We start from the raw sequence: 22,599 nt of genomic DNA, 5'->3' as shown, positions 1-22,599 counted from the left end.
AAATCAAGTATTATACTTCAATTGAATATATACTGGGAAATGATCACTATATCCACCAATATACTTATTACCAACATAAGTTCTAAATGGGGAACCTCTATGTTTGCCTTCAAATTCAGTCAAAAAATGTTCGTCAAAAATATTGGCGTGAGCAAAACTATGGGTGCCCTTTTCAAAGTTGAGAAAACTATGGGAAACCATAATCTGATCAAAAAGCATCCATGATCTTTTATAGTTTGCACTACCACGGTTGGGCGTAAGTAATTTTTCCATGGGGTTGTACAACGTCTTGGTTTCAATTAAAGAACGTACACTTTTAGATTTTGGACCGTCATTAAAATCACCCATAATAATATAGTTGGGGTTGGGAACCTCTTCCTCAATCTGAGCCATAAACTTAATTATAGTCTCGGCCGCTACCATACGCTTATGCTCTGTTGTTGCATTGCCGCTTCTACGGGATGGCCAATGATTCACAAAAATATGTATCTCTTCTTTATTGAGTTTACCCTTTACATATAGAATATCTCGTGTAGTATCCCTTCTTCCATTCTCTTCATAAAGAAGTAGTGTAATTGGCTCAGAATGTAAAACCTCAAAATGCTCTTTATGATAGATTAATCCACAATCAATACCTCTTTCATCAGGAGAATCGTAGTGTACATAATCATATTTAATATTTGCGAGAGGCTCCGTAGCAAGAAGATCCTCCATAACCTGTTGGTTTTCAATCTCTGCCACACCCACAAGTACGGGCGGGTTTTGCGTTTCGGAATTCCCAATTTCGGCTATAGTCTTACCCAGTTTGTACAACTTTTTTTTGTACCTTCTTAAGGACCACTTTTTACGTCCTTTTGGAGTAAAATCATCGTCCAGAGTATTTGGGTCATCTATAGTATCAAATAGATTTTCTAGGTTATAGAAGCTAATTGTATTTAAACGGCTCCCCTTTTTTTTTCTGAAAAATGAAAAAATCATAAATTTCTCGATTGCGATCTTAAAATTACGAAAATAGCTCGGTCAGTATTGCTTAAATTTGCAATTTAGTTTAGATATGTTAGAAAAGAAGACCATAGAACACGAAAAGGCCGTATTAATCGGTATTATAAACCGTGAACAGAACGAAAACAAAGTTACCGAGTATCTTGATGAGCTTGAGTTTTTGACTTTCACCGCAGGTGGAGAAGTTCTAAAACGCTTTGTACAAAGAATGGATGTCCCCAACCCAAAGACACTAATTGGTTCCGGTAAAATGGAGGAAGTGGAAGCATTCGTAAGAGACAATGAGATAGGTTCAGTAATCTTTGATGATGAACTCACACCCGCTCAGCAACGAAATATCGAGAAAATCTTGCGTTGTAAAATTGTTGACCGTACGAGCCTTATTTTGGATATTTTTGCCCAACGCGCGCAGACTAGCTATGCTAGAACGCAAGTAGAATTGGCGCAATATGAATACTTACTGCCTCGCCTAACCGGACTATGGACTCACCTTGAGCGCCAACGTGGTGGTATTGGTATGCGTGGGCCATATGAAACCGAAATTGAAACGGATAGACGTATTGTTCGTGATCGTATTTCGCTCCTAAAGAAGAAATTACTTAAAATAGACCGGCAAATGGAAACCCAACGTGGTAACCGCGGCGCTTTGGTACGTGTAGCTTTAGTAGGTTACACCAATGTGGGCAAGTCTACTTTAATGAATGTCATTAGTAAGAGTGAAGTCTTCGCTGAGAATAAGCTGTTTGCCACATTAGATACAACGGTGCGTAAGGTTGTTATAGGGAACTTACCCTTCCTATTGAGCGACACTGTTGGATTTATCCGCAAACTGCCTACTCAGCTAGTAGAAAGCTTTAAAAGTACTCTGGATGAAGTCCGCGAAGCAGATTTGTTACTTCACGTAGTTGATATTTCGCATCCTCAGTTTGAAGAGCACATAGAATCGGTAAATAAGATTTTAGGTGAAATAGATAGTGCCGATAAAAACACTATAATGGTATTCAATAAAATTGATAAGTATGAACATGCTGAAATAGACGATGACGATTTAACAACCGAAAGAACCGGAAGACATTTTACTATTGCAGATTGGAAACAGACCTGGATGCAACGTGTGGGAGATAAAGCACTCTTCATATCTGCATTGAATAAAGAAAATTTAGACGAATTTAGAAAAAGAGTTTACGATGAAGTTAGAGATATTCATGTAACCCGCTTTCCGTATAACAACTTTTTATACCCAGAAAATCTAGACGAGTATTAGTCAATATATTGAGGTAGACTTACCGTTCATCGGAGATACCGGACGACTTGTATTTTTCACAACAGACTTGGCTAGATTCACAACAATAATTTAGACGGACGAGTAAACCAACGTAAGTTTACAGTGTAATTAAGCAATAGTCTTGACCCCAAATCAAATCTTGAACTTAACCGAAACAAGTAATGAATCCCAAACCCGTTACTTGACTAAAAAATATTACCAGATTGACCAAACCTACTTGATAAAAAAACCCTCCTAAAAGAGGGTTTTTTTATACTTTATACTTTCTTAACCATCTTCTTTACTACTCTAAATAAACCGTTCATCGGAGATACCGCACCACTGGTATTTTTCACAACAGACTAGAATAAGTTCACAACAATAATTTAGACAGTTGAGTAAACCAGCGTAAGTTTACAGTGTAATTAAGTGATAGTAATGACCCCAAATCGAATCTTGAACTTAACCGAAACAAGTACGAATCCCAAATCCGAACTTGACCTACGAAAAGCTTAAAATTGCGACCCCAAATTGCAATCAAAATTTTACTAGTAAACCTACTTAACAAAAAAGCCCGTTCACACGGGCTTTTTTGTTTTTTAAAATCTCACCTCCTTCATAGATTACTTTTTAGAGTGTAGTTCATCGGATATATGTTCGTTTTAACGAGTTACACCACAAATTGAGATAGGTTCACAACAAAAGTTTAGCATTTATAGAGTTGCCATCTACATTCGTCTTGTATTTGAAATTTTGTGTTAGTCCCAGAAAATTACTTAATCAAAGGTTTGTTATTATTTGACTGTATAACCAAGCTTAACGTATCCTACTTAACTAAAAAACGCCCCGATATTAATCGGGGCGTTTTCATTATATAAAGTTTAATTTCTTTCTTAGAAAGCGTAGTTCAGACCAAAAAGGTAAAAACTTTGTAAACTATTATCCGTATTATCAAAAGTTGGAGTTGGAGTAATTGCAGGAACTGCAGCTAATGCATTAGCTAAAGTTTCTTGGTTGTTGTTTCTCAATCCAAATTCAAAACCTACACCAATTCCTTTCCAAAGTGTGTACCCAAAAGAGTTGGTCCACGTCCAGTTAGACAAGTCACCGCTTTTGTAACTCTGAAAAGTAGAGAAGTTGGTCTTAAAATTAACAGCACCTAATTGCTTTGTATAATCTACTACAATTTTAGCACCTAAAGATGATTCGTAAGCAGCATCATTATCTGCAAATACAAAGTTGTAGTTTAGTGGGTGAATAACAACTACCATATCAGGAATAGGAGTCCAAGTAGCACCAATACCTAAATCCAAATAACCTGGATCATTAAAGTTATTAGCAATAGATGATCTATATTCTCCCAAGGCTGAAATCGCAAAATTTTTGTTCAACTTGTAACCATAAAGAGAGTTGATAGTGAAAACATCTGTAGTATTACCAAATCCTTCTTCGTCTGCTGGGTTATTTTTGTCATCTAGTTTAACCCATTGCAAATTAACATTAGCAGAGTTTCTCCAGAAGAACTTCTCTCTATCTAAATTAGCAATAGCGTTAATTGTAACTCCAATATTTCCTGCAGAGTTATCTGGCGTTCCTTGTGAATACCAATTGTTGAATTTTGAAAGATTAGCACCAATAGTACCAAAAGCATTTATTTTCCAACCTATGGAAAAGCATCAATTTGCCCTTGTAGTGCATCTACTCTACCTTGAATTGCAGCAATAGAATCTTTCTTTGTTGCTTGTTCAGTTTTTAAATCATCTATTGTCTGTCCAAAACTCACCGAGAAGGTAAGTATAGCCAAAGATGTAAGCAGTAATTTTCTCATGGTTATGTGTGTTTATTAATTAGAACCACAAAAGTACTAATTGTCACTTATTTTGAGAATAAAAGACTACTTTCTTTTATATAAAGGCACAGAAGAACATGCCTCACCATACATGAGAGATTTTACAACAGGCTGTAACTTTCCTATTATCAATACGTAAGCATTGGGAGGTACCGGTTTATTGCTACATCCTTTAACAATAACCAGTTTATCTTTTAATCCTGAAACATCTAAGTCTTTTAGAGTTTCTGTGTATAACAGCGTCTCTAATTGCTCCAATGAGCCTTGAATAAACCTCTTTGCAAAAGGTTGTAGTTTAGTTGCCAACAACATATAGGCCCAATATGGTACTATGGCGCCTGTGGAACAATGTAAGGCTACATAAGCATCTTGATATTGAGACCAGTCATGTTCTGCAGCTTTCGCTCTAAAATCCTTCTCTTTTAGTAAAAAGCCTTCTAGCAACCATTCTGAAATATCAAAAAGCACGCGCTTTCCTGAGATAGTAATCTTCCAGATTAAATGTAATGAGCTTACTCTGCGCTACCTTATTAACGATTTCTTCTGACATATTTGGTTTTATAGCAACCCTAGTTCTAGTTTAGCTTCTTCACTCATCAAATCTTGTGTCCATGGTGGATCAAAGGTAATTTCAACCTCTGCATCTTTCACTAAATCCAAAGACTTTACCTTTTCTTCTACTTCGGCAGGAAGAGATTCCGCCACAGGACAGTTTGGAGATGTAAGTGTCATTAAAATTTTGACCTCGTTATCTTCGTTTACGAAAACGTCATAAATCAACCCTAATTCATAGATATCCACAGGGATTTCTGGATCGTAAATCGTCTTAAGTACTATTACTATTTTTTCTCCCAATTCTTGGGTATCTACTACTGTTTCTTCGCTCATGTTATTGGAATTAATTCTTTAATAATTTAGGACCACCTCAAATACGGTCAATGCCCTAATTTAATTGTGTCTGGTATGCTACTGCATATAATTTCAATTGCTTGATCATGCTTACCAAACCATTTGCACGTGTAGGAGAAAGATGCTCTTTCAAGCCAATTTCATCAATAAAATCGGTGTCTGCATCAATAATATCTTGTGGTTTCTGGTTGCTAAAAGCTCGTATTAAAATAGCAATTATACCTTTCGTTATAATTGCATCACTATCAGCAGTAAAAACCAGTTTATCTTCTTCTAGCTCAGCATGAACCCACACTTTACTTTGGCAACCTTTTATTATATTATCTGCAGTCTTATATTTTTCATTGATGAGCGGAAGACTCTTGCCCAAATCAATCATATATTCATAACGCTGCATCCAATCATCGAACATTGAAAATTCATCTACTATTTCGTCCTGTATTTCCTTTATCTGCATTGTCGCTGTTTTGGGTAAAAATACAATAAGTATCTATGGATTTCAATTCTTTAAGAGAATCATAACGCTTATGGCTATTCTAGCATGCCCTTAGCTCTAAGAACGGCCTTAACCAGCACATCTACCTCATCCATAGTGTTATAAAAGCTAAAACTAGCTCTTACCGTTATGGAATCTTGTAGAAATCCATAATGGGTTGTGCGCAATGGTGACCGGTTCGTACGGCAACACCAAGCTTGTCTAAGATAGAACCTATATCATAAGGGTGCAGTCCTTCTATATTGAAAGAAATAACCGAAGTCTTATTTTTAGCTGTTCCGTAAATTTTGAGTCCGTCTATCTTCAGCAATTCTTGCGTGGCATATTCTAGTAACTCATGCTCATATTTGGCAATTTCATCAAAGCCAATAGCATTCATATAATCTAGTGCAGCACCAAAAGCGATACCACCGCAGATATTAGGTGTACCAGCTTCAAATTTATGCGGTAAATCGGCATAGGTAGTTTTTTCGAAAGTAACTTCGGCAATCATTTCACCACCACCTTGGTACGGTGGTAATTTATTTAACCACTCTTCTTTTCCGTATAACATACCTTCTCCGGTAGGTCCACACATTTTATGAGCAGAAACGGTATAAAAATCTACATCAAGTTTCTGCACATCTGCTTTAATATGAGGCGCAGCTTGTGCGCCATCAATTAAAACCGCTGCACCAAATGCATGTGCTTTATCTATTATTTCTTTGATAGGGTTAATGGTCCCCAATGCATTTGAAATATGATTACAGAATACCAATTTTGTTTTATTGGAAAGCAACTCATCATAAACATCCATTAACAACTCACCAGCAATATTCATAGGAATAACCTTAAGAACGGCACCTGTTCTTTCGGCCAACATTTGCCAAGGCACAATATTGGAATGGTGCTCCATAGCGGAAACCAAAATCTCATCGCCTTTTGCAAGAAGCGTTGTAAATCCGTTTGCTACAATATTTATACTGTGGGTTGTTCCAGAAGTAAATATGATTTCATACGAGTTTTTCGCATTAAAGTGCTTCTGAATCTTTTGCCGTGCTACCTCATATTTATCAGTAGCCTCTTGCGAAAGCGCATGCACACCACGATGTATATTAGCGTTATAGTTTTGATAGTAATCTACTATAACATCTATAACCTGTTGTGGGGTTTGGGATGTAGCAGCATTGTCTAAGTATACCAAGGGCTTTCCATTAACTTCTCTTTTAAGAATAGGAAAATCTTTACGAATTTCAGTAACGTCTATCATAGTAATATTATTGACTGCAAAGATACCGACTATGCCCTAAATTATAGTAAAAACAAGAAGCTTTCTAATTTAGAAGTATTCTTATAAAGGAAAAACCTCCAAGAAGTTTTCTTGGAGGTTTTTTAGGCTTAATAGTTTGATTTAGAATCGAAAACCGACTCCCACTTTTACAAAACCTAAATTATCTTTATTCTTATAATTGAATTCTTCTCCCTCTATTCTATCAATACTTCTAGTATAATCACATTGCACTTGCAAAAAAAATCGCTTAGTTATGTCATAAGAAAGTCCCAAACCTAGATTTACGCCACCAGCCGTAATTTTACTTAAATCTGATGAACCAGCAAAGTAACCCTCATAGTTAGATTTATAGATAGTATAGCCTAAACCAATGCTAGGGTGAAGTTTTTTAATTATAATTGTAAACTCCGCAAAAGCTTTAGGTTGGATTAACCAATGGGTTTCTTTAAAATCAAATAGTTGTAAATTACTATTATCTACAGATTCTTTTTTAAAAACACTTGCATTGATACCTGCACCAATTTTCACAAAATTAAAATCTAAAAACCTGTATTTTAATCCTAGGTCTAAAATTGCTGGTGCATCATTTCCCAGTTCATCTCCAACGGAAATCGGGTAATTTGCTTCCACACTCCATTTCTGGTCTTGGGCGAACAAGCCCACACTTAAGAAAAATACTGAAATTGATAAAAAGTAGATTTTTTTCATACGAACTAATAATTAGTGGTTTAAATTAGTCCGTAAATCTATAGGAAAATTCGGGCAAAAAATAACGGCACTATTAAAGTGCCGTTAAATAAATTCTATATTTTAAGATAATCTCTTGTTAAAAAAGAGCTTACAATCGCTTATAAATCAAACCCAAGATTAACCCCTAATTTCTTAGCAATCAATTTGTTAATACGTGTTTTTAATTCAGGTATACGTACACTTTCTAAAACGTTATTAGCAAAAGCGTACATTAACAAAGCACGAGCTTCTTTTTTAGGAATCCCACGAGATTGTAGGTAAAACAAAGCATCTTCATCTAACTGACCAATAGTACAACCGTGAGAACATTTTACATCATCTGCAAAAATCTCTAACTGAGGTTTTGAATTGATGCTTGCTTTATCACTAATCAGAATATTATTATTCTTTTGGAAAGCATTTGTCTTTTGAGCAATTTTATCTACGATAATTTTGCCATTAAAAACACCTATAGAGCTATCGCCATAAATTCCCTTATAATCTTGATGACTTTCACAATTCGGTTGCATATGATGCACTAATGTGTAATGATCCACATGCTGTTTTTCCCCTAGAATAGTAACACCATTCATAGTAGAGTCTATATACTCTCCGTTTTGATAAAAGTTAAGATTGTTACGTGTCAATTTCCCTCCAAAAGAGAAAGTATGAACGTTAACAACACTTTTATCTTTTTGGTCAACGTATGTGTTATCAATCAATGAAGCTGTAGCCGCATCGTTCTGAATTTTATAAAAATCAACAATAGCACTTTTTGCAGCGAATATTTCGGTTACTGCATTAGTAAGTGTGTCGTTTGATGTTAAACTCTGGTGACGCTCAATAATTTGAACCTCAGCATTTTCTTCTACAACAACCAAACTTCTTGGCTGCAACAAGATTGATGCTTCATTACCCGTAGCGAAATGTATAATTTCGATAGGCTTTTTAGGCATTTTGTTTTTAGGAATGTAAATATACGCTCCTTCTCTACTGAATGCCGTATTCAATGTGGTAAGTGACTCATCTTTTGACGCCACTTTGTTGAAGTAGACATCTATAACAGGCTTATACATTGGTTTTGTAAGCGCCGCGCTCATTAAACATATATCAACACCATCATGAGTGGTTTCCGAAAGATACGAGCTATAAATACCGTCTACAAAAACAATTTTATATGAGTCTATCTCGTGTAAAAAATATTTTTTGACATCTTTATACTCAAGGGTATTTTCTTCCCTAGGAAAAATGCTGAAATCTATTTTTTGTAAACTATTTAACGAAGTATATTTCCAAGCTTCTTCCTTTTTAGAAGGAAATCCTTTTTCCTCAAAGTTTTTTATAGCTGCCATACGAACGTCGTGTACCGGATGTTCAACATCCACGTTGTTCTCAAACGCCATAAAAGAGGAAATCAATTTATCTTTTAAATCCATATATATTTAGTATTAAGTAGTTAGTACAAAGTATTAAGTACTTTTTACTAACTACTACGTACTCTGTACTATTTTTAAACCGCTGTTTCTTGCTTTAACCAGTCGTATCCTTTTTCTTCAAGCTCTAGAGCAAGTTCTTTACCACCAGATTTTACAATTTTACCGTTATGTAAAACGTGAACAAAATCAGGCACGATATACTCCAATAAACGTTGGTAGTGTGTAATTAAGATAACTGCGTTATCCTTACTTTTTAGTTTGTTAACTCCGCTAGCAACAATACGTAAAGCATCGATATCTAATCCAGAATCGGTTTCATCTAATATGGCAACCTTTGGCTCTAACATTGCCATTTGAAAAATCTCGTTTCTCTTTTTCTCACCACCAGAAAAACCTTCGTTCAATGATCTTGACAAAAATTTACGGTCAATTTCTAATAACTCAGATTTTTCACGAATCAACTTCAACATATCCTTTGCAGGCATATCTTCAAGACCTTTAGCCTTACGAGATTCGTTAATAGCCGTTTTCATAAAGTTGGTTACAGAAACACCCGGAATCTCAACTGGATACTGAAAAGAAAGAAAAACACCTTTATGTGCTCTTTCTTCTGGAGAAACTTCTTCTAAATCTTCGCCACTTAATTCAATTGAACCTTGAGTAACCTCAAAACGCTCGTTTCCGGCAATTACAGAAGCTAATGTACTTTTACCAGAACCGTTAGGTCCCATAATAGCATGTACTTCACCTGCTTTAACCTCTAGGTTTATTCCTCTTAATATCTCCTTATCATCTACGCTAGCATGTAGATCTTTAATTTTCAACATAATATGTTACTTTAAATATTGTCTCGCCAATGGCGTTTTACTAAAACCTTAATTACTTTTTATCCTACAGAACCTTCTAAACTAATTTCCAATAATTTTTGTGCTTCTACTGCAAATTCCATTGGTAGTTTATTTAATACTTCTTTACTGAAACCGTTTACAATTAATGCAATTGCTTTCTCTGTTGGTATACCTCTTTGGTTACAATAGAAAATTTGGTCTTCACCAATTTTACTAGTCGTAGCCTCATGCTCTATCATTGCCGTTTTATTCTTTGCTTCGATATAAGGGAAGGTATGTGCACCACATTCGTTACCCATTAACAAAGAATCGCATTGAGAGAAGTTACGCGCACCATCAGCACGGCTACTCACTTGTACAAGTCCTCTATAGCTATTCTGTGATTTACCAGCAGAAATACCTTTTGAAATGATAGTACTACGGGTATTTTTACCCAAATGTATCATTTTGGTACCTGTATCTGCTTGCTGATAATTGTTAGTAACTGCAATAGAGTAAAATTCTCCAATTGAATTATCTCCTTTAAGTATACATGAAGGGTATTTCCAAGTAACGGCAGAACCTGTTTCTACCTGTGTCCAAGAAATTTTTGCATTTTTCTCACACAAACCTCTTTTGGTTACGAAATTGTAAACACCACCTTTACCCTCTTTATTCCCAGGAACCAATTTTGTACCGTTGAGTATTTTATCTCAGCACCATCTAAAGCAATTAGCTCAACTACGGCAGCGTGTAATTGATTTTCATCTCTTGATGGAGCAGTACAGCCTTCTAAGTAACTTACATAGCTATCTTCATCTGCAATAAGCAACGTACGCTCAAATTGACCTGTACCTGCTTGATTAATTCTAAAATACGTAGAAAGCTCCATTGGGCATCTTACACCTTTTGGGATATAACAAAAAGAACCGTCAGTAAAAACAGCAGAATTTAATGCAGCGTAAAAATTATCAGTTTTTGGCACTACTGTACCCATATACTTTTTCACTAATTCCGGATGCTCTTTTATCGCTTCTGAAATAGGCATAAAAATAATACCCTTTTCTGCTAGTGTCTTTTTGAAAGTTGTTGCTACAGAAACAGAATCGACAACAATATCAACAGCTACATTTTGTAATTTCTTTTGTTCATCAACAGAAATACCAAGCTTACGATACATTTCTAACAAATCTGGATCTACATCATCTAACGTTTTGTTAGGATCAGCAGATTTTGGCGCAGAATAATAACTGATTTTCTGAAAATCTGGTTTTTCATAATGCACATTTGCCCATTTAGGCTCCTCCATCTCTTTCCAAATTTTAAAAGCTTCCAAACGCCAAAGCGTCATCCACTCTGGTTCCTCCTTCTTTTTAGAAATAGCGATGACGATTTCCTCATTCAAGCCAATTGGAAAAGTATCAGATTCAATATCTGTATAGAAACCGTACTCGTACTCTTTAGTTTCGAGTTCCTTTTTTAGTTCTTCTTCTGTGTATGCCATTTTTTCCTTTTATACCAATTACACTAGGGTAACTGAATAATTAGTTCTTTTACTATTCTCCGTTTATAACGAAAAACTTTCCCCACACCCACAGGTGCGTTGCGCATTAGGATTATTGAAAACAAAACCCTTTCCGTTTAGTCCACCAGAATACTCCAGTGTTGTACCAACTAAGTATAGAAAACTCTTTTTATCTACAATAATACGCACATCATTATCTTCAAAAACCTTATCGGCTTCGTCTTTTTCTTTGTCAAAATCGAGTTTATACGATAAGCCGCTACACCCACCACTCTCAACACCTACGCGAACATAGTCCGTAGAGGCATCAAAACCCCTTCGGTCATTAAGTCTATGACTTTCTTTTTCGCAGTTTCAGATACTTGAATCATAAGCATTTGGATTTATTCTAAATAGTTCACAAATATATGGCATTAGTAGGGTTTTACCATAAGAACTAACATTATTATAACGTATATTCCAATAAGCTTTTTCTATGACCAAACGGTATATTATGCTTGACCAAAGCAAGAGCTTGTAATCTAATAGCAATCTTTTTGTTCAAGCGATGTTACTATCTATTTTTAGAAATGATTTGTTTTGATGGAACGAGATAATTTAAAAAATGCTAAGTTGTAGCTTTAGCCCAAAATTTTAATAGTTTTGGAAATAAATCAAAGTCGATTTTCTTATGAAGGTAACCGGTTTTTCTTTCGTTAAAAATGCCGTTCGTTTCGAGTATCCAGTGATAGAATCCATTCATTCTATTTTACCTCTCTGTGACGAGTTTGTTATAGCCATTGGCAAATGCGATGATGGTACACTAGAATTGATTCAGAGTATCAATGATAAAAAAATAAAAATTATTGAAACGGAATGGGACGATAATTTAAGAGAAGGCGGAAAAGTCTTAGCTGCAGAAACTAATAAAGCCTTAGAACATATATCGGATGATACAGATTGGGCTTTTTACATTCAGGCCGATGAAGTTATTCATGAAAAGGATTTGAAAACCATTAAAAATGCCATGTTAAAGTATAAAGATAACAAGCAAATAGATGGACTTCTATTCAAGTACTTACATTTTTATGGTTCTTTTGATTATATCGGAGCATCTTCAAATTGGTACTGTAACGAAATCAGAGTAATTAAAAACAATGCCAACATTTACTCTTATAAGGACGCACAAGGCTTTCGTAAAAATGAAGACGAGAAACTTAATGTGAAAGCAATTGATGCTTACGTTTACCACTACGGATGGGTTCGAGAACCTGAGGCGATGCAAAGGAAACAATCAAATTTTGGCTCACTCTACAGAGGTAAAGAAGAGCTCGAAAAAGCCAAGACCAAACCAAAGAAATATTGTTATGAAGACAGTATTCACAAAATAGCACCATTTACGGGAGACCACCCTCAGGTTATTATTCCAAGAATAAAGAAGAAGAACTGGGTGTTTGATTATGACATCTCTATGAGTCGGATAAGTCTAAAAGATCGAACTAAAAAAGTTCTAAAAAATCACTTTGGCGTGGACTTGTCGTACAGAAATTACAAAATCACTAAATAACAACCTTCCAATTAGTCAAAGCAAATACCCTAGAAAGCAAACCTCGTTTTTCAAGATTATCTTTCTCTCAAATAAAGAACCAACCCCAAATCCGCTTAAAGCTTAATTACATTAATATTGAACGCTATTAGCAGAAAACTAGGGCTATAAATTTATACTTCTTACTTTTGCAAAATGTTAGAAGATAAAAACCAAGAACGTACGTCTCTGGAAAAATTGGGCGAGTTTGGACTCATAGACCATTTGACTAAAAATTTTAAAATAAATCACAAATCCACCTTAAAAGGTATTGGTGATGACGCAGCTGTATTTGACCATACAGAAAAGACGGTACTGACCACAGATTTATTAATAGAAGGTGTACACTTTGACCTCAGCTATATGCCCTTAAAACATTTGGGTTACAAGGCAGTAATGGTAAACCTTTCTGATGTATATGCTATGAATGCAACCGCTACATCAATCACGGTTTCATTGGCTGTTTCCAACCGTTTTCCTTTAGAAGCGTTAGAAGAACTTTATGCCGGAATAGCTCTAGCAGCAAAAGTTTTTAATGTGGATCTTATTGGTGGCGACACCACTTCATCTACTTCAGGAATGCTTATTAGTATTACAGCAATTGGCGAAGCAAAAGAAGAAGAAATTACGTATCGTAGTGGTGCTAAGCCAAACGACCTGCTTGTTGTAAGTGGTGATTTAGGTGCGGCGTATATGGGCTTGCAGGTTTTAGACCGAGAAAAAGAAGTTTTTAAGGTGAACCCAAATAATCAGCCCGACCTTTCTCCATATTCTTATATTGTTGAAAGACAGTTGAAGCCGGAGGCAAGAAAAGATATTATTGAACTTTTAAAAGAGATGGAAGTCCTGCCTACTTCTATGATAGATATCAGTGACGGACTTTCTTCGGAAATTCTTCACCTATGTAAAAGCAGTAAGGTAGGGTGCAATTTATTTGAGGAGAAAATTCCTTTGGATCCAACAGTAATTTCGGCTTGTGAGGAGTTTAATGTAGACAGTACTATGGTAGCCCTTAGCGGTGGGGAAGATTACGAGCTTCTTTTTACCATTTCACAAAACGATTTTGATAAAATAAAAGGAAACCCTAGCTTAACCGTAATAGGTCATATGACAGACGAAAGAGAAGGTGCCTATTTGGTTACAAGAGGTAATACCAAAATAGAACTAACCGCTCAAGGTTGGAACTCTTTCAATTCGGACAACTAGTTTTTTTTGATATGAAAAAGCATAAAAAAGGGAGAAAAGTAGCTTTACGATTATCAGTTTTTGCTATAATTTCTCTTCTCTTTTATGCTTGTGCATCGACACCAAAACTATCCGATAAAACAGAATTACTTATCAAAACGGTAATGCACGAGCCCGTACCCGAGATGGTAACGGGGAAAACCGGATTTGCCATTTCCAATGGCTGGAAAGTTTGGTATGAGCGTATTCCACCTAAAACATCTAAAAGAGGTACTATTGTTTTAGTAATGGGAGCTGCCAATGATGCCCTGAGTTGGCCACCAAATTTCATTTCAAAATTTACGGATGCCGGTTACGAAGTAATACGGTACGATCACAGAGGCACGGGTTTGACCCAACGTCTTAAAAAGAAGGATAAAGCGTATTCGCTTGCCGATATGGCGAATGACCCTATTGCAATTCTTGACAATTTAAATATTAAGAAAGCCCACATCATAGGGGTTTCTATGGGGGGCATGATTTCACAGCTTGCAACAATTGAACATGAAGAGCGATTTGAAAGCCTTACTTCCATTATGTCTTCGGCAGATATTTTTGATTCTTCTTTACCAATCCCTTCGCCGGAAGTTTTACCACAAATGATAAGTGCAGTAATTAAATACGGGATTTTTGGAGGTAAGAAAAGTCAAATTAAACTACAGTTTGTCCACAAGAGAATTCTAATGGGAGAAGCCACGGGAGATATTGCCAGCAAACCTCTTGCAGAAGCAGCTCTATACAACTTGAAAAAACGAGATGGGTATCATTTTATAGCTGGTAGACAACACCAAAAAGCTATGGAATTGGCTAAACCTAGATATGAGTCACTATCAAAACTGAAAATACCAGTATTGGTAATTCACGGAAAACAAGATCCTGTTATACCTTTTGAACATGGTATAAAAATGGCGTCGGTTATTCCGAATGCAGATAGTTTATGGGTAGATAATATGGGGCATGATTTACCCGATGCAGAACTAGACCTTATAAGTGCTAAAATTCTGAGAAAAATTGAAGAAAATAATATTCAATAGACTGAACTACAAGTACTTAAATTAGTTTTTCGAAAATAGAAAAACAAAAAATTCCCGAAAACAAAGGACATACCTAACTAATACTGTTGTGGGGCGAACGACAGTGGAGAACGAGGTTGTTTCCTAAATTTCCGGAAATAAGTTTAAAATTCCAAGACCTTTAACGGCTCAGAATTTCGGTGCCAAAGCATAGTTAGGCGGCATGCTCTGCTGCCCTATGTCTCTTCTGAAATATATTTTCTAGTGTTTTATTTATATCCTGCAGTTCTGGAGTCAACGTTGAAAGGTTTCCACTTACATCTGTTGTCACTTGTTTTTGACAATGAATACATTTATACTCTTTGATGTGGAGGGTAACTTTTTTAGATACTGTGTAGTGATGTCCGAATAAACTGCAAAAAAACTTCTTCATGGTTGTAGGTTTAAAACGCATCATCGGCCTTTGGGAAAACCGCTTACTGCAAAAATTTTGGGTCTGATCTTTAGAATGTTTTTATTCACTCTTTTACTTGAACGCCATCGTATCTTTGTTTATTGGATGCCCTTCTATCATTGTACCGTTTTTTCGATGAAATACATTTTATTCGATGAACAACACATTTAAATCGGTCTTTCCTATCATTTGTTATCAATTGAATTTACGGTATCTTGTCGCGGTTTTCTCTCAATAAGAATAACATGTGCATTTTTGGGTTGCCGTTCATCGATCTGGATGAATAACCTCCCTTTTTTTTCGATGAAGTACAGAAACAATATAGATAGGTAGAACTAATTTCCACTAATATTTTTAATCCATGTTTATCCTAAAAAAGGAAACCAGAGAAGTCTTAGTTACTGCTTTTGCCCTGTTCTCGTTATTTTTTGGAGCAGGTAATCTTATACTACCTCCATTACTAGGCAACAAGTCTGGTGATATGTGGTGGCTCGTTACATTGGGCTTCTGCGCATCGGCCGTACTTATACCTATAATGGGTATTATGGCACACGCCAAACTCCAGGGTACCATATTCGATTTTGGAAAAAAAGTTTCACCCACCTTTAGCCTTGTCTATTCTTTACTTATTTATACCATCTCTATAAGTCTACCTTCTCCAAGGACAGCAGCGGTTACTCATGAAATGGCAATCCAACCATTTTTTGATTCGCCTCCTCTACTCACTAGTATTATATATTTCTCCCTGGTATTTGTATTCGTCGTCAATCGTTCGCAGATTCTAAATATCCTAGGAAAGCTTTTGACTCCTGCCATTATTCTTATTTTGTTCCTTATAATAGGTACGGCACTATTTTCTTATGATTTTACTTTTAGCGAAACTGTATTTCACAATCCGTTATCGGAAGGTATTCTTGAAGGCTATCAGACTTTTGACGCCATTGGTGCTGTTGTAGTAGGTGGAGTAATTATTATTTCGATTAATCTGAAAAAAGGAAGCTTCGTACGAAGAAAAAAAGATTTTGATACGGCGCTCCGGTTGGTTGGCAGGCCTTAGCCTCTTCCTTATTTATGCCGGACTTATAGTTACCGGTGCAATTATGCATGGTGAGTTTACTGCAGACATTTCACGAACTGCCTTACTGAGCGGTATTAGTACAAAAACCTTGGGAGGAACGGCCAACCTATTCTTAAGTATTTTGGTGAGTCTTGCGTGTTTTACTACCGCTGTTGGTATAGTAACCGGTACGGCAGATTTTATAAAATATAGATTTCACGATTCCCAACCTGTATATTTAACTACAGCTATATTGGGTTGTATTTTAGGGATTGTGATGGGACAATTTAATGTGGCTTACATTATTGCTGTGGCCCTGCCCGCTCTAATGTTTATTTACCCGATTACGATAGTACTTATTCTTTTGAATATCGTGCCGGATAAGTATGCTTCTGAAAAAGTGTTCAGAGCTGTGGTGATTGCCACCATTGTTTTTAGCATACCTGATTTCTTAGGAAGTATCGGTTTTAGCGAGGCTCTATCAGATATACAAGGATTTATACCTTTAAGTCTTTATAGTTTAGGATGGGTATTGCCGGCAGTGGTGGTTTTTGTAATCACGAATTTGCTTCATAAAAATAAATCCTAAAACTACCTCTGCCAGCTATTCCATTTAAAATATTATTCTACTATTTCTGGAGATAATGCTTTGTATACAAGCCCTGCTAAAACAGCTCCTGCAATTGGTGCTGCCCAAAACAACCATAGTTCTCCCAATGCCCAATCGCCAACAAATAAAGCCTGACTAGTACTACGAGCTGGATTAACAGAAGTGTTTGTTACCGGAATACTGATTAAGTGTATTAAAGTTAAACAAAGACCTATGGCCACACCAGCAAAACCTCCTGGTGCTTTAGTGTATGTAGACCCAAGAATTACAAACAAAAAGATAAAGGTCATAACTAATTCACAAACCAATGCCGCCATCATCACTATAGCCGCCTTGGAGTGTTCGCCATAACCGTTAGCTGCGAAGCCTCCTAGTTCAAATCCTGGTGACCAGAAGCAATGACATACAAAATACCTGCACCGGCTATACCTCCTAAAACTTGAGCTATAATATAAGGAACCAATTCCTTGCCATCAAAACGGCCACCAACCCAAAGACCAATGGATACTGCGGGGTTTAAATGACAACCAGAAATATGACCAATGGCATAGGCCATAGTAATAACTGTTAGACCAAATGCGAGGGCCACACCTACGAAGCCAATTCCTAATTCAGGAATACCCGCAGCTAAGACTGCACTTCCACATCCCCCCAAGACTAGCCAGAGGGTACCGATAAATTCTGCTACTAATTTCTTCATTTTGTAATATTTAGTTAATGGTTATACAAATGTATATCCGTAAGATAGCAAAATTTTAAGGTTTATTTTGTAAGCAACCACCTACTTACTCATTAGCTGCTCTATTTCTTCAACTTCTATTGGGATATTTGCCATCAAATTAAACGGTTCTCCTTTTGCCTGAATAACCACATCATCTTCTATACGAATGCCCATTTTTTCTTCCGGAATATAGATTCCCGGTTCAACTGTAAAAACCATATTAGCCTCCATTGGTTTCTTCAATTCTCCGTAATCGTGGGTATTTAATCCTATATGGTGACTAGTACCATGCATGAAGTATTTTTTATAGGCTGGCCAATCTTTTCTTTCGTTTTGCACATCGGCTTTATCCAACAAGCCCAAACCTAATAATTCCGAAGTCATTAGCTTTCCACATTCTACGTGATAGTCTGCCCAAATTGTTCCGGGTACTAGCATTTTAGTCGCTTCATTTTTCACGCGAAGAACAGCTTCGTAAACTTCTTTTTGTCTAGGAGTAAATTTTCCGTTTACGGGAATAGTCCTAGTTAAGTCAGATGAATAATTTGCGTATTCCGCAGCGGTATCCATTAAAATTAAATCACCGCTTTTACATTGCTGGTTGTTTTCAACATAATGCAGAACATTGGCGTTGTTACCGGATGCAATAATTGGTGAGTACGCAAAACCTTTAGAGCGGTTGCGAATAAACTCGTGCAATAACTCGGCTTCTATTTCATACTCCCAAACACCGGGTTTTGTAAAACTTAGTACACGACGGAATCCCTTATCCGTAATATCACAAGCCGTTTGCATTAACTCTATCTCTTCGGGCTCTTTTACACCTCGTATCTTTTGTAAAATTGGATTGCTCTTGGCTACTTTATGTGCAGGGAATTTATGCTTACAATCTATTATAAAGCGGTCTTCACGCGTTTGTGTTTCAACAGCCTGTCTATAGTGTTCATTTGTATTGAAATAGATAGTTTCGGCCTCCGTCATCAAATCGAAAAATATCTTATCAAAATCCTGTAACCAGTAGATGGTCTCAATTCCTGAAACTTCAGTTGCTTTCTCTTTGGTTAATTTTTCTCCTTCCCAAATTGCAATATGGTCATTGGTTTCCCTTACGAATAATATTTCGCGATGTTTTTTTGCTAACGCATCCGGAAATAATATGAGAATAGTTTCCTCCTGATCGGCACCACTTAAATAGAATAAGTCCCTATGTTGTTCAAAAGGTAACGTACTGTCTGCCCCTATTGGGTAAATATCATTAGAATTGAAGACCGCAATGCTTTTAGGCTGCATCGCTGCCATAAATTTCTTTCTATTTTTTATAAATAGACTGCTCTTGATTTGCTCGTACTTCATATCAATCTTGAATTTCATCAAAATTAATGATTTACAACAACCCACAAATGGTAAGACCCCAAAGGTTTGTTAAAACCTTTGGGGTCTCTAATTAAAGTTGGTTATGTTACTTGTAAAGTGTTCGAACCTTTTTAAAATTGTGAACGAACAATGTCTTTTTAGTACAACATCTTAGTTTATAAAGATGCTTTATAGTTTTTCATATAAATAAATTAACAAATTTTTAAGTTAAGACACAATATAATCCGCCATTATTAACTTTTTTGACGGCAACTGTTGGCATATCAACTACAAACCGTAAGTATAATGGTTAATTTCTGCACACTATGTTACCATTACAATTCAGTTTTGCTAACTTTCATTTACAAAGAAAACCGGTTTTCATGAAATCTTTTATCCTTCCTTATCTTTTGCTTTTTTGTTTTTTTGGCTTTGGTCAAATAGAATCTACATCCAAAGAGGACATTCAAAAGGCGCTTCAACTTAAAGAACAGATGGCCGCCAAATCATTGGTGCAGCATCTGAAATTGAAAAACATTGGTCCCTCGGTAATGAGCGGAAGAGTTGTAGATTTAGATGTCAACCCAGATAACCCAATTGAGTTTTATGTAGCCTATGCCAGTGGAGGATTGTGGTACACCAATAACAACGGAACCTCATTCACTCCAATTATGGATAGTTCAGAAACGCAGAATATTGGAGATATAGCTGTGCATTGGAAAACGGGTACTATTTGGGTTGGTACCGGAGAAAATAATGCCTCTAGATCTTCATATGCAGGCATCGGTATTTTGAAATCTACCGACCAGGGCAAAACTTGGCAGAATATGGGATTACAAGATTCACACCATATTGGTCGCATCCTTATAAACAATGATAATTACAATGAAGTGGTAATAGGTGTAACAGGACATCTATATTCTGCAAATACTGAACGAGGCATCTACAAAACAATAGATGGTGGAAAAACTTGGAAAAAAACCTTGTTCATTAGCGATACCGCGGGAATAATTGATGTTGCTCAAGCTCCTGAAAACTTTAATATACTATATGCTGCGGCTTGGGAGAAGGACAGAAAAGCATGGGATTTTCTAGGCAATGGGAATGACTCTGGCATCTATAAGAGTACGGATGGTGGGGGTTCTTGGATAAAATTATCCAATGACGCAAGTGGTTTCCCTACTGGCTACGGTGTAGGCAGAATTGGTTTAGCTGTCTTTAATGAGAATACCGTTTACGCCCTTCTTGATAATCAAGACCACCGTGAGAAAACTGAAGATTCAGAAGAGAAGTCCGATGAATTATCAAAAGAAGATTTTAAAGCGATGTCCGAAGCTGATTTTCTTAAACTTGATGACAAGAAGCTCAATGCTTTTCTCAAAACCAATAATTTTCAAGAAAAATATCGTGCCGAAAATATAAAGCAAATGATACGCAGTGGTGTAGCCAAACCTATTGATATTACCAAATATCTAGAGAATGCAAATACCTCATTATTCAACACTCCGGTTATTGGAGCCGAAGTTTACCGAAGTAATGATGGTGGCAAAACATGGCAAAAACAAAACGAAGATTATATTGATGGTTTGCTCTATAGTTATGGTTATTATTTTGGCGAAATACGAGTAGACCCCAATGATGTAAATAAAATATACTTGGGTGGTGTACCTATTATTAAATCCTCAGATAGTGGGAAAAACTATACTTCCATAAATGAAGACAATGTTCATGCCGACCATCATGCGTTATGGGTAAATCCAAAAATGCAAGGTCATTTAATAAATGGAAACGACGGTGGGGTTAACATCTCCTATGACGACGGTGCCAACTGGACTAAAAATAACTCGCCTACCGTTGGTCAGTTTTATGCTATAAATGTAGATAACCAAGAGCCGTATCATGTCTATGGAGGTCTTCAAGACAATGGCGTTTGGGAAGGACCTCATAATGCCGAAGAAAATAGTAAATGGCACCAAACTGGCGATTACCCATGGAAATCACTAATGGGCGGTGACGGAATGCAAATAGAAATAGACAATCGCAATCATAATACCGTCTATACAGGGTATCAATTTGGAAACTATTATCGCATTGACAAAAATACGGGGAAGCGACATTACATTCAGCCCAAACATGAGTTAGGGGAAGATCCGTATAGATTCAATTGGCAGACACCTATTCTATTGTCCCCGCATAACCAAGATATTCTGTATTTAGGTGGTAATAAACTACACCGTTCCATGAACCAAGGTGATGATTGGGAAGTCATTTCTCCAGACCTAACTTATGGCGGGCAAAAAGGCAACGTAGCTTACGGAACACTAACAACCCTATCAGAATCTCCATTTACCTTTGGTTTATTATATACAGGTAGTGATGACGGCCTCGTAAATATTTCCAAAGATGGTGGGGCTCATTGGGAAAACATTTCTAAGAATATTGATCTGTCTCAATTTGAAAATCTTAAGAAAGTTCAAAAAGAGGCGAATCTTTGGGTGAGTAGAATTGTAGCTTCCAAACACAAAAAAGAACGCGTTTATCTTGCTTTGAACGGTTACCGTTGGGATGATTTTACACCTTATATTTTTAAGAGCGAGGATTATGGTAAAACCTGGACAACCATTTCTACAGGCATTCCTGCATCGCCTGTCAATGTAATTATTGAGGACCCTGAAAACGAAAATCTCCTTTTTGCCGGAACAGATAATGGTCTTTACACCTCTTTTGACCAAGGAGTTTCTTGGGAAAGTTTTCAAAACGGAATGCCAAATGTGGCCGTTCATGATTTGGTTATTCAACCTGAAGCCAAACACCTTTTAGTGGGCACCCATGGAAGAAGCATTTACAAAGCTGACATTTCCGTTCTGCAAAAGATGATTCCTGAACTTCTCAAAAAGGAATTAGTTGTTTTTGAGCTAGATGATATAAAACATTCCAAAAATTGGGGCAACCCACCGGGTACTTGGGCAAAGGCCAATACACCTTATCTCTTGATATCACTTTTTATAGTGCCGAAACAAATTCTTATGAGGCCGTAATTAAATCTGATGAAGGTATTATAATAAGTGAGACCGAACTCATAGCCGATAAAGGTTTAAATGTACTTTCATATGACCTAACCTTTACAGATAGTGGAAAAGCTACTTATGAAAAAAAGAATAAAACTGATTTAAAATCAGCAAAAAATGGGAAGACCTATTTGCCCAAAGGGAAGTACACGATTCAATTGAAAGGCAAAGGAAAACAATCTGAAGTATCTTTTGCTATTGACTAATTAAGAAAATAGAAAACAAAAA

Annotated in this window: 15 protein-coding genes and 6 pseudogenes; 6 read left to right on the top strand and 15 right to left on the bottom strand. The window is 36.4% G+C overall.

Annotation, left to right across the window (positions count from 1 at the left end; genetic code table 11):
* Positions 1-3: 3 nt before the first annotated feature.
* A complete protein-coding gene (locus tag Q5W13_RS09120) occupies positions 4-978 on the bottom strand; it encodes an endonuclease/exonuclease/phosphatase family protein (RefSeq protein ID WP_155595201.1) in 975 nt (324 codons plus the stop codon).
* Between the two features lie 76 nt (positions 979-1,054).
* Between Q5W13_RS09120 and hflX the strand changes: the two genes are divergently transcribed.
* Complete coding sequence (gene hflX / locus Q5W13_RS09115) at positions 1,055-2,266, top strand: GTPase HflX (RefSeq protein ID WP_304446081.1); 1,212 nt, start codon at positions 1,055-1,057, stop codon at positions 2,264-2,266.
* Positions 2,267-3,159: 893 nt separating this feature from the next.
* Here hflX and Q5W13_RS09110 read toward each other — a convergent pair.
* From Q5W13_RS09110 to Q5W13_RS09065, 11 genes and pseudogenes are all read right to left on the bottom strand, one after another.
* A complete protein-coding gene (locus tag Q5W13_RS09110) occupies positions 3,160-3,834 on the bottom strand; it encodes a DUF3078 domain-containing protein (protein WP_438364189.1) in 675 nt (224 codons plus the stop codon).
* Positions 3,835-3,929: 95 nt separating this feature from the next.
* Positions 3,930-4,094 carry a hypothetical protein gene (locus Q5W13_RS25745; protein ID WP_438364184.1) on the bottom strand — a complete coding sequence of 55 codons (165 nt, stop codon included), beginning with the start codon at positions 4,092-4,094 and terminating at the stop codon, positions 3,930-3,932.
* Between the two features lie 66 nt (positions 4,095-4,160).
* Positions 4,161-4,604, bottom strand: a complete 444-nt coding sequence (locus Q5W13_RS09105) for a DUF2480 family protein (protein ID WP_304446484.1) — start codon at positions 4,602-4,604, stop codon at positions 4,161-4,163.
* 69 nt (positions 4,605-4,673) lie between these two features.
* Positions 4,674-5,003, bottom strand: a complete 330-nt coding sequence (locus tag Q5W13_RS09100) for a DUF59 domain-containing protein (protein ID WP_155595205.1) — start codon at positions 5,001-5,003, stop codon at positions 4,674-4,676.
* Positions 5,004-5,058: 55 nt separating this feature from the next.
* Positions 5,059-5,481 (bottom strand): SufE family protein, encoded by a 423-nt coding sequence (locus Q5W13_RS09095; protein ID WP_214610646.1) that lies wholly within the window; start codon positions 5,479-5,481, stop codon positions 5,059-5,061.
* 74 nt (positions 5,482-5,555) lie between these two features.
* Positions 5,556-6,769, bottom strand: a pseudogene (locus Q5W13_RS09090) (aminotransferase class V-fold PLP-dependent enzyme).
* A gap of 141 nt (positions 6,770-6,910) precedes the next feature.
* On the bottom strand, positions 6,911-7,420 hold the full coding sequence (locus Q5W13_RS09085; protein WP_304446080.1) for an outer membrane protein: 510 nt from the start codon (positions 7,418-7,420) through the stop codon (positions 6,911-6,913).
* A gap of 218 nt (positions 7,421-7,638) precedes the next feature.
* Positions 7,639-8,955 carry a Fe-S cluster assembly protein SufD gene (sufD, locus tag Q5W13_RS09080; protein ID WP_214610642.1) on the bottom strand — a complete coding sequence of 439 codons (1,317 nt, stop codon included), beginning with the start codon at positions 8,953-8,955 and terminating at the stop codon, positions 7,639-7,641.
* A 74-nt stretch (positions 8,956-9,029) separates the two neighbouring features.
* The gene (gene sufC, locus Q5W13_RS09075) at positions 9,030-9,782 is read right to left on the bottom strand and encodes a Fe-S cluster assembly ATPase SufC (RefSeq protein WP_133685917.1); all 753 of its coding nucleotides are present in this window, start codon (positions 9,780-9,782) and stop codon (positions 9,030-9,032) included.
* A gap of 59 nt (positions 9,783-9,841) precedes the next feature.
* Positions 9,842-11,286, bottom strand: a pseudogene (gene sufB, locus Q5W13_RS09070) (Fe-S cluster assembly protein SufB).
* Positions 11,287-11,349: 63 nt separating this feature from the next.
* A pseudogene (locus tag Q5W13_RS09065) lies at positions 11,350-11,678 on the bottom strand (HesB/IscA family protein).
* A 299-nt stretch (positions 11,679-11,977) separates the two neighbouring features.
* Between Q5W13_RS09065 and Q5W13_RS09060 the strand changes: the two are divergent.
* The 3 genes from Q5W13_RS09060 (at position 11,978) to Q5W13_RS09050 (ending at position 15,129) form a co-directional block, all read left to right on the top strand.
* Positions 11,978-12,853, top strand: a complete 876-nt coding sequence (locus tag Q5W13_RS09060; RefSeq protein ID WP_304446079.1) for a glycosyltransferase family protein — start codon at positions 11,978-11,980, stop codon at positions 12,851-12,853.
* Positions 12,854-13,027: 174 nt separating this feature from the next.
* Positions 13,028-14,077: a thiamine-phosphate kinase gene (gene thiL / locus Q5W13_RS09055; RefSeq protein WP_304446078.1), complete on the top strand. Its 1,050-nt coding sequence runs from the start codon at positions 13,028-13,030 to the stop codon at positions 14,075-14,077.
* 11 nt (positions 14,078-14,088) lie between these two features.
* Entirely contained in the window at positions 14,089-15,129 is a 1,041-nt protein-coding gene (locus tag Q5W13_RS09050; protein WP_304446077.1) for an alpha/beta fold hydrolase, read from the top strand.
* A 193-nt stretch (positions 15,130-15,322) separates the two neighbouring features.
* Here the strand turns inward: Q5W13_RS09050 and Q5W13_RS25805 are convergent, their stop codons facing one another.
* Complete coding sequence (locus Q5W13_RS25805) at positions 15,323-15,541, bottom strand: DUF1660 family phage protein (protein WP_214610637.1); 219 nt, start codon at positions 15,539-15,541, stop codon at positions 15,323-15,325.
* 382 nt (positions 15,542-15,923) lie between these two features.
* On the opposite strand from Q5W13_RS25805, the pseudogene Q5W13_RS09040 reads away from it, so the two are divergent.
* A pseudogene (locus tag Q5W13_RS09040) lies at positions 15,924-17,208 on the top strand (branched-chain amino acid transport system II carrier protein).
* Positions 17,209-17,240: 32 nt separating this feature from the next.
* On the opposite strand, the pseudogene aqpZ reads toward Q5W13_RS09040, so the two are convergent.
* Together aqpZ and Q5W13_RS09030 are read right to left on the bottom strand one after the other, a co-directional pair.
* Positions 17,241-17,929: pseudogene (aqpZ, locus tag Q5W13_RS09035) on the bottom strand (aquaporin Z).
* Positions 17,930-18,010: 81 nt separating this feature from the next.
* Complete coding sequence (locus tag Q5W13_RS09030) at positions 18,011-19,303, bottom strand: aminopeptidase P family protein (protein ID WP_304446483.1); 1,293 nt, start codon at positions 19,301-19,303, stop codon at positions 18,011-18,013.
* 383 nt (positions 19,304-19,686) lie between these two features.
* Between Q5W13_RS09030 and Q5W13_RS09025 the strand changes: the two are divergent.
* Positions 19,687-22,577 (top strand): annotated as a pseudogene (locus Q5W13_RS09025) (VPS10 domain-containing protein).
* Positions 22,578-22,599: the final 22 nt, after the last annotated feature.

Source organism: Zobellia laminariae, assembly GCF_030553095.1.
In the GTDB taxonomy this organism is placed as follows: Bacteria; Bacteroidota; Bacteroidia; order Flavobacteriales; family Flavobacteriaceae; genus Zobellia; species Zobellia laminariae.
This window is presented reverse-complemented; position numbering and strand designations above follow the sequence as displayed.

What these genes read in the sequence shown, in the direction of transcription:
- Q5W13_RS09030 (WP_304446483.1), bottom strand. Translation starts at nt 19,303, where the DNA reads ATGAAGTACGAGCAAATCAAGAGCAGTCTATTTATAAAAAATAGAAAG.
- Q5W13_RS09050 (WP_304446077.1), top strand. Translation starts at nt 14,089, where the DNA reads ATGAAAAAGCATAAAAAAGGGAGAAAAGTAGCTTTACGATTATCAGTT.
- Q5W13_RS25745 (WP_438364184.1), bottom strand. Translation starts at nt 4,094, where the DNA reads ATGAGAAAATTACTGCTTACATCTTTGGCTATACTTACCTTCTCGGTG.
- sufC (WP_133685917.1), bottom strand. Translation starts at nt 9,782, where the DNA reads ATGTTGAAAATTAAAGATCTACATGCTAGCGTAGATGATAAGGAGATA.
- hflX (WP_304446081.1), top strand. Translation starts at nt 1,055, where the DNA reads ATGTTAGAAAAGAAGACCATAGAACACGAAAAGGCCGTATTAATCGGT.
- sufD (WP_214610642.1), bottom strand. Translation starts at nt 8,955, where the DNA reads ATGGATTTAAAAGATAAATTGATTTCCTCTTTTATGGCGTTTGAGAAC.
- Q5W13_RS09120 (WP_155595201.1), bottom strand. Translation starts at nt 978, where the DNA reads ATGATTTTTTCATTTTTCAGAAAAAAAAAGGGGAGCCGTTTAAATACA.
- Q5W13_RS09095 (WP_214610646.1), bottom strand. Translation starts at nt 5,481, where the DNA reads ATGCAGATAAAGGAAATACAGGACGAAATAGTAGATGAATTTTCAATG.
- Q5W13_RS25805 (WP_214610637.1), bottom strand. Translation starts at nt 15,541, where the DNA reads ATGAAGAAGTTTTTTTGCAGTTTATTCGGACATCACTACACAGTATCT.
- Q5W13_RS09100 (WP_155595205.1), bottom strand. Translation starts at nt 5,003, where the DNA reads ATGAGCGAAGAAACAGTAGTAGATACCCAAGAATTGGGAGAAAAAATA.
- thiL (WP_304446078.1), top strand. Translation starts at nt 13,028, where the DNA reads ATGTTAGAAGATAAAAACCAAGAACGTACGTCTCTGGAAAAATTGGGC.
- Q5W13_RS09060 (WP_304446079.1), top strand. Translation starts at nt 11,978, where the DNA reads ATGAAGGTAACCGGTTTTTCTTTCGTTAAAAATGCCGTTCGTTTCGAG.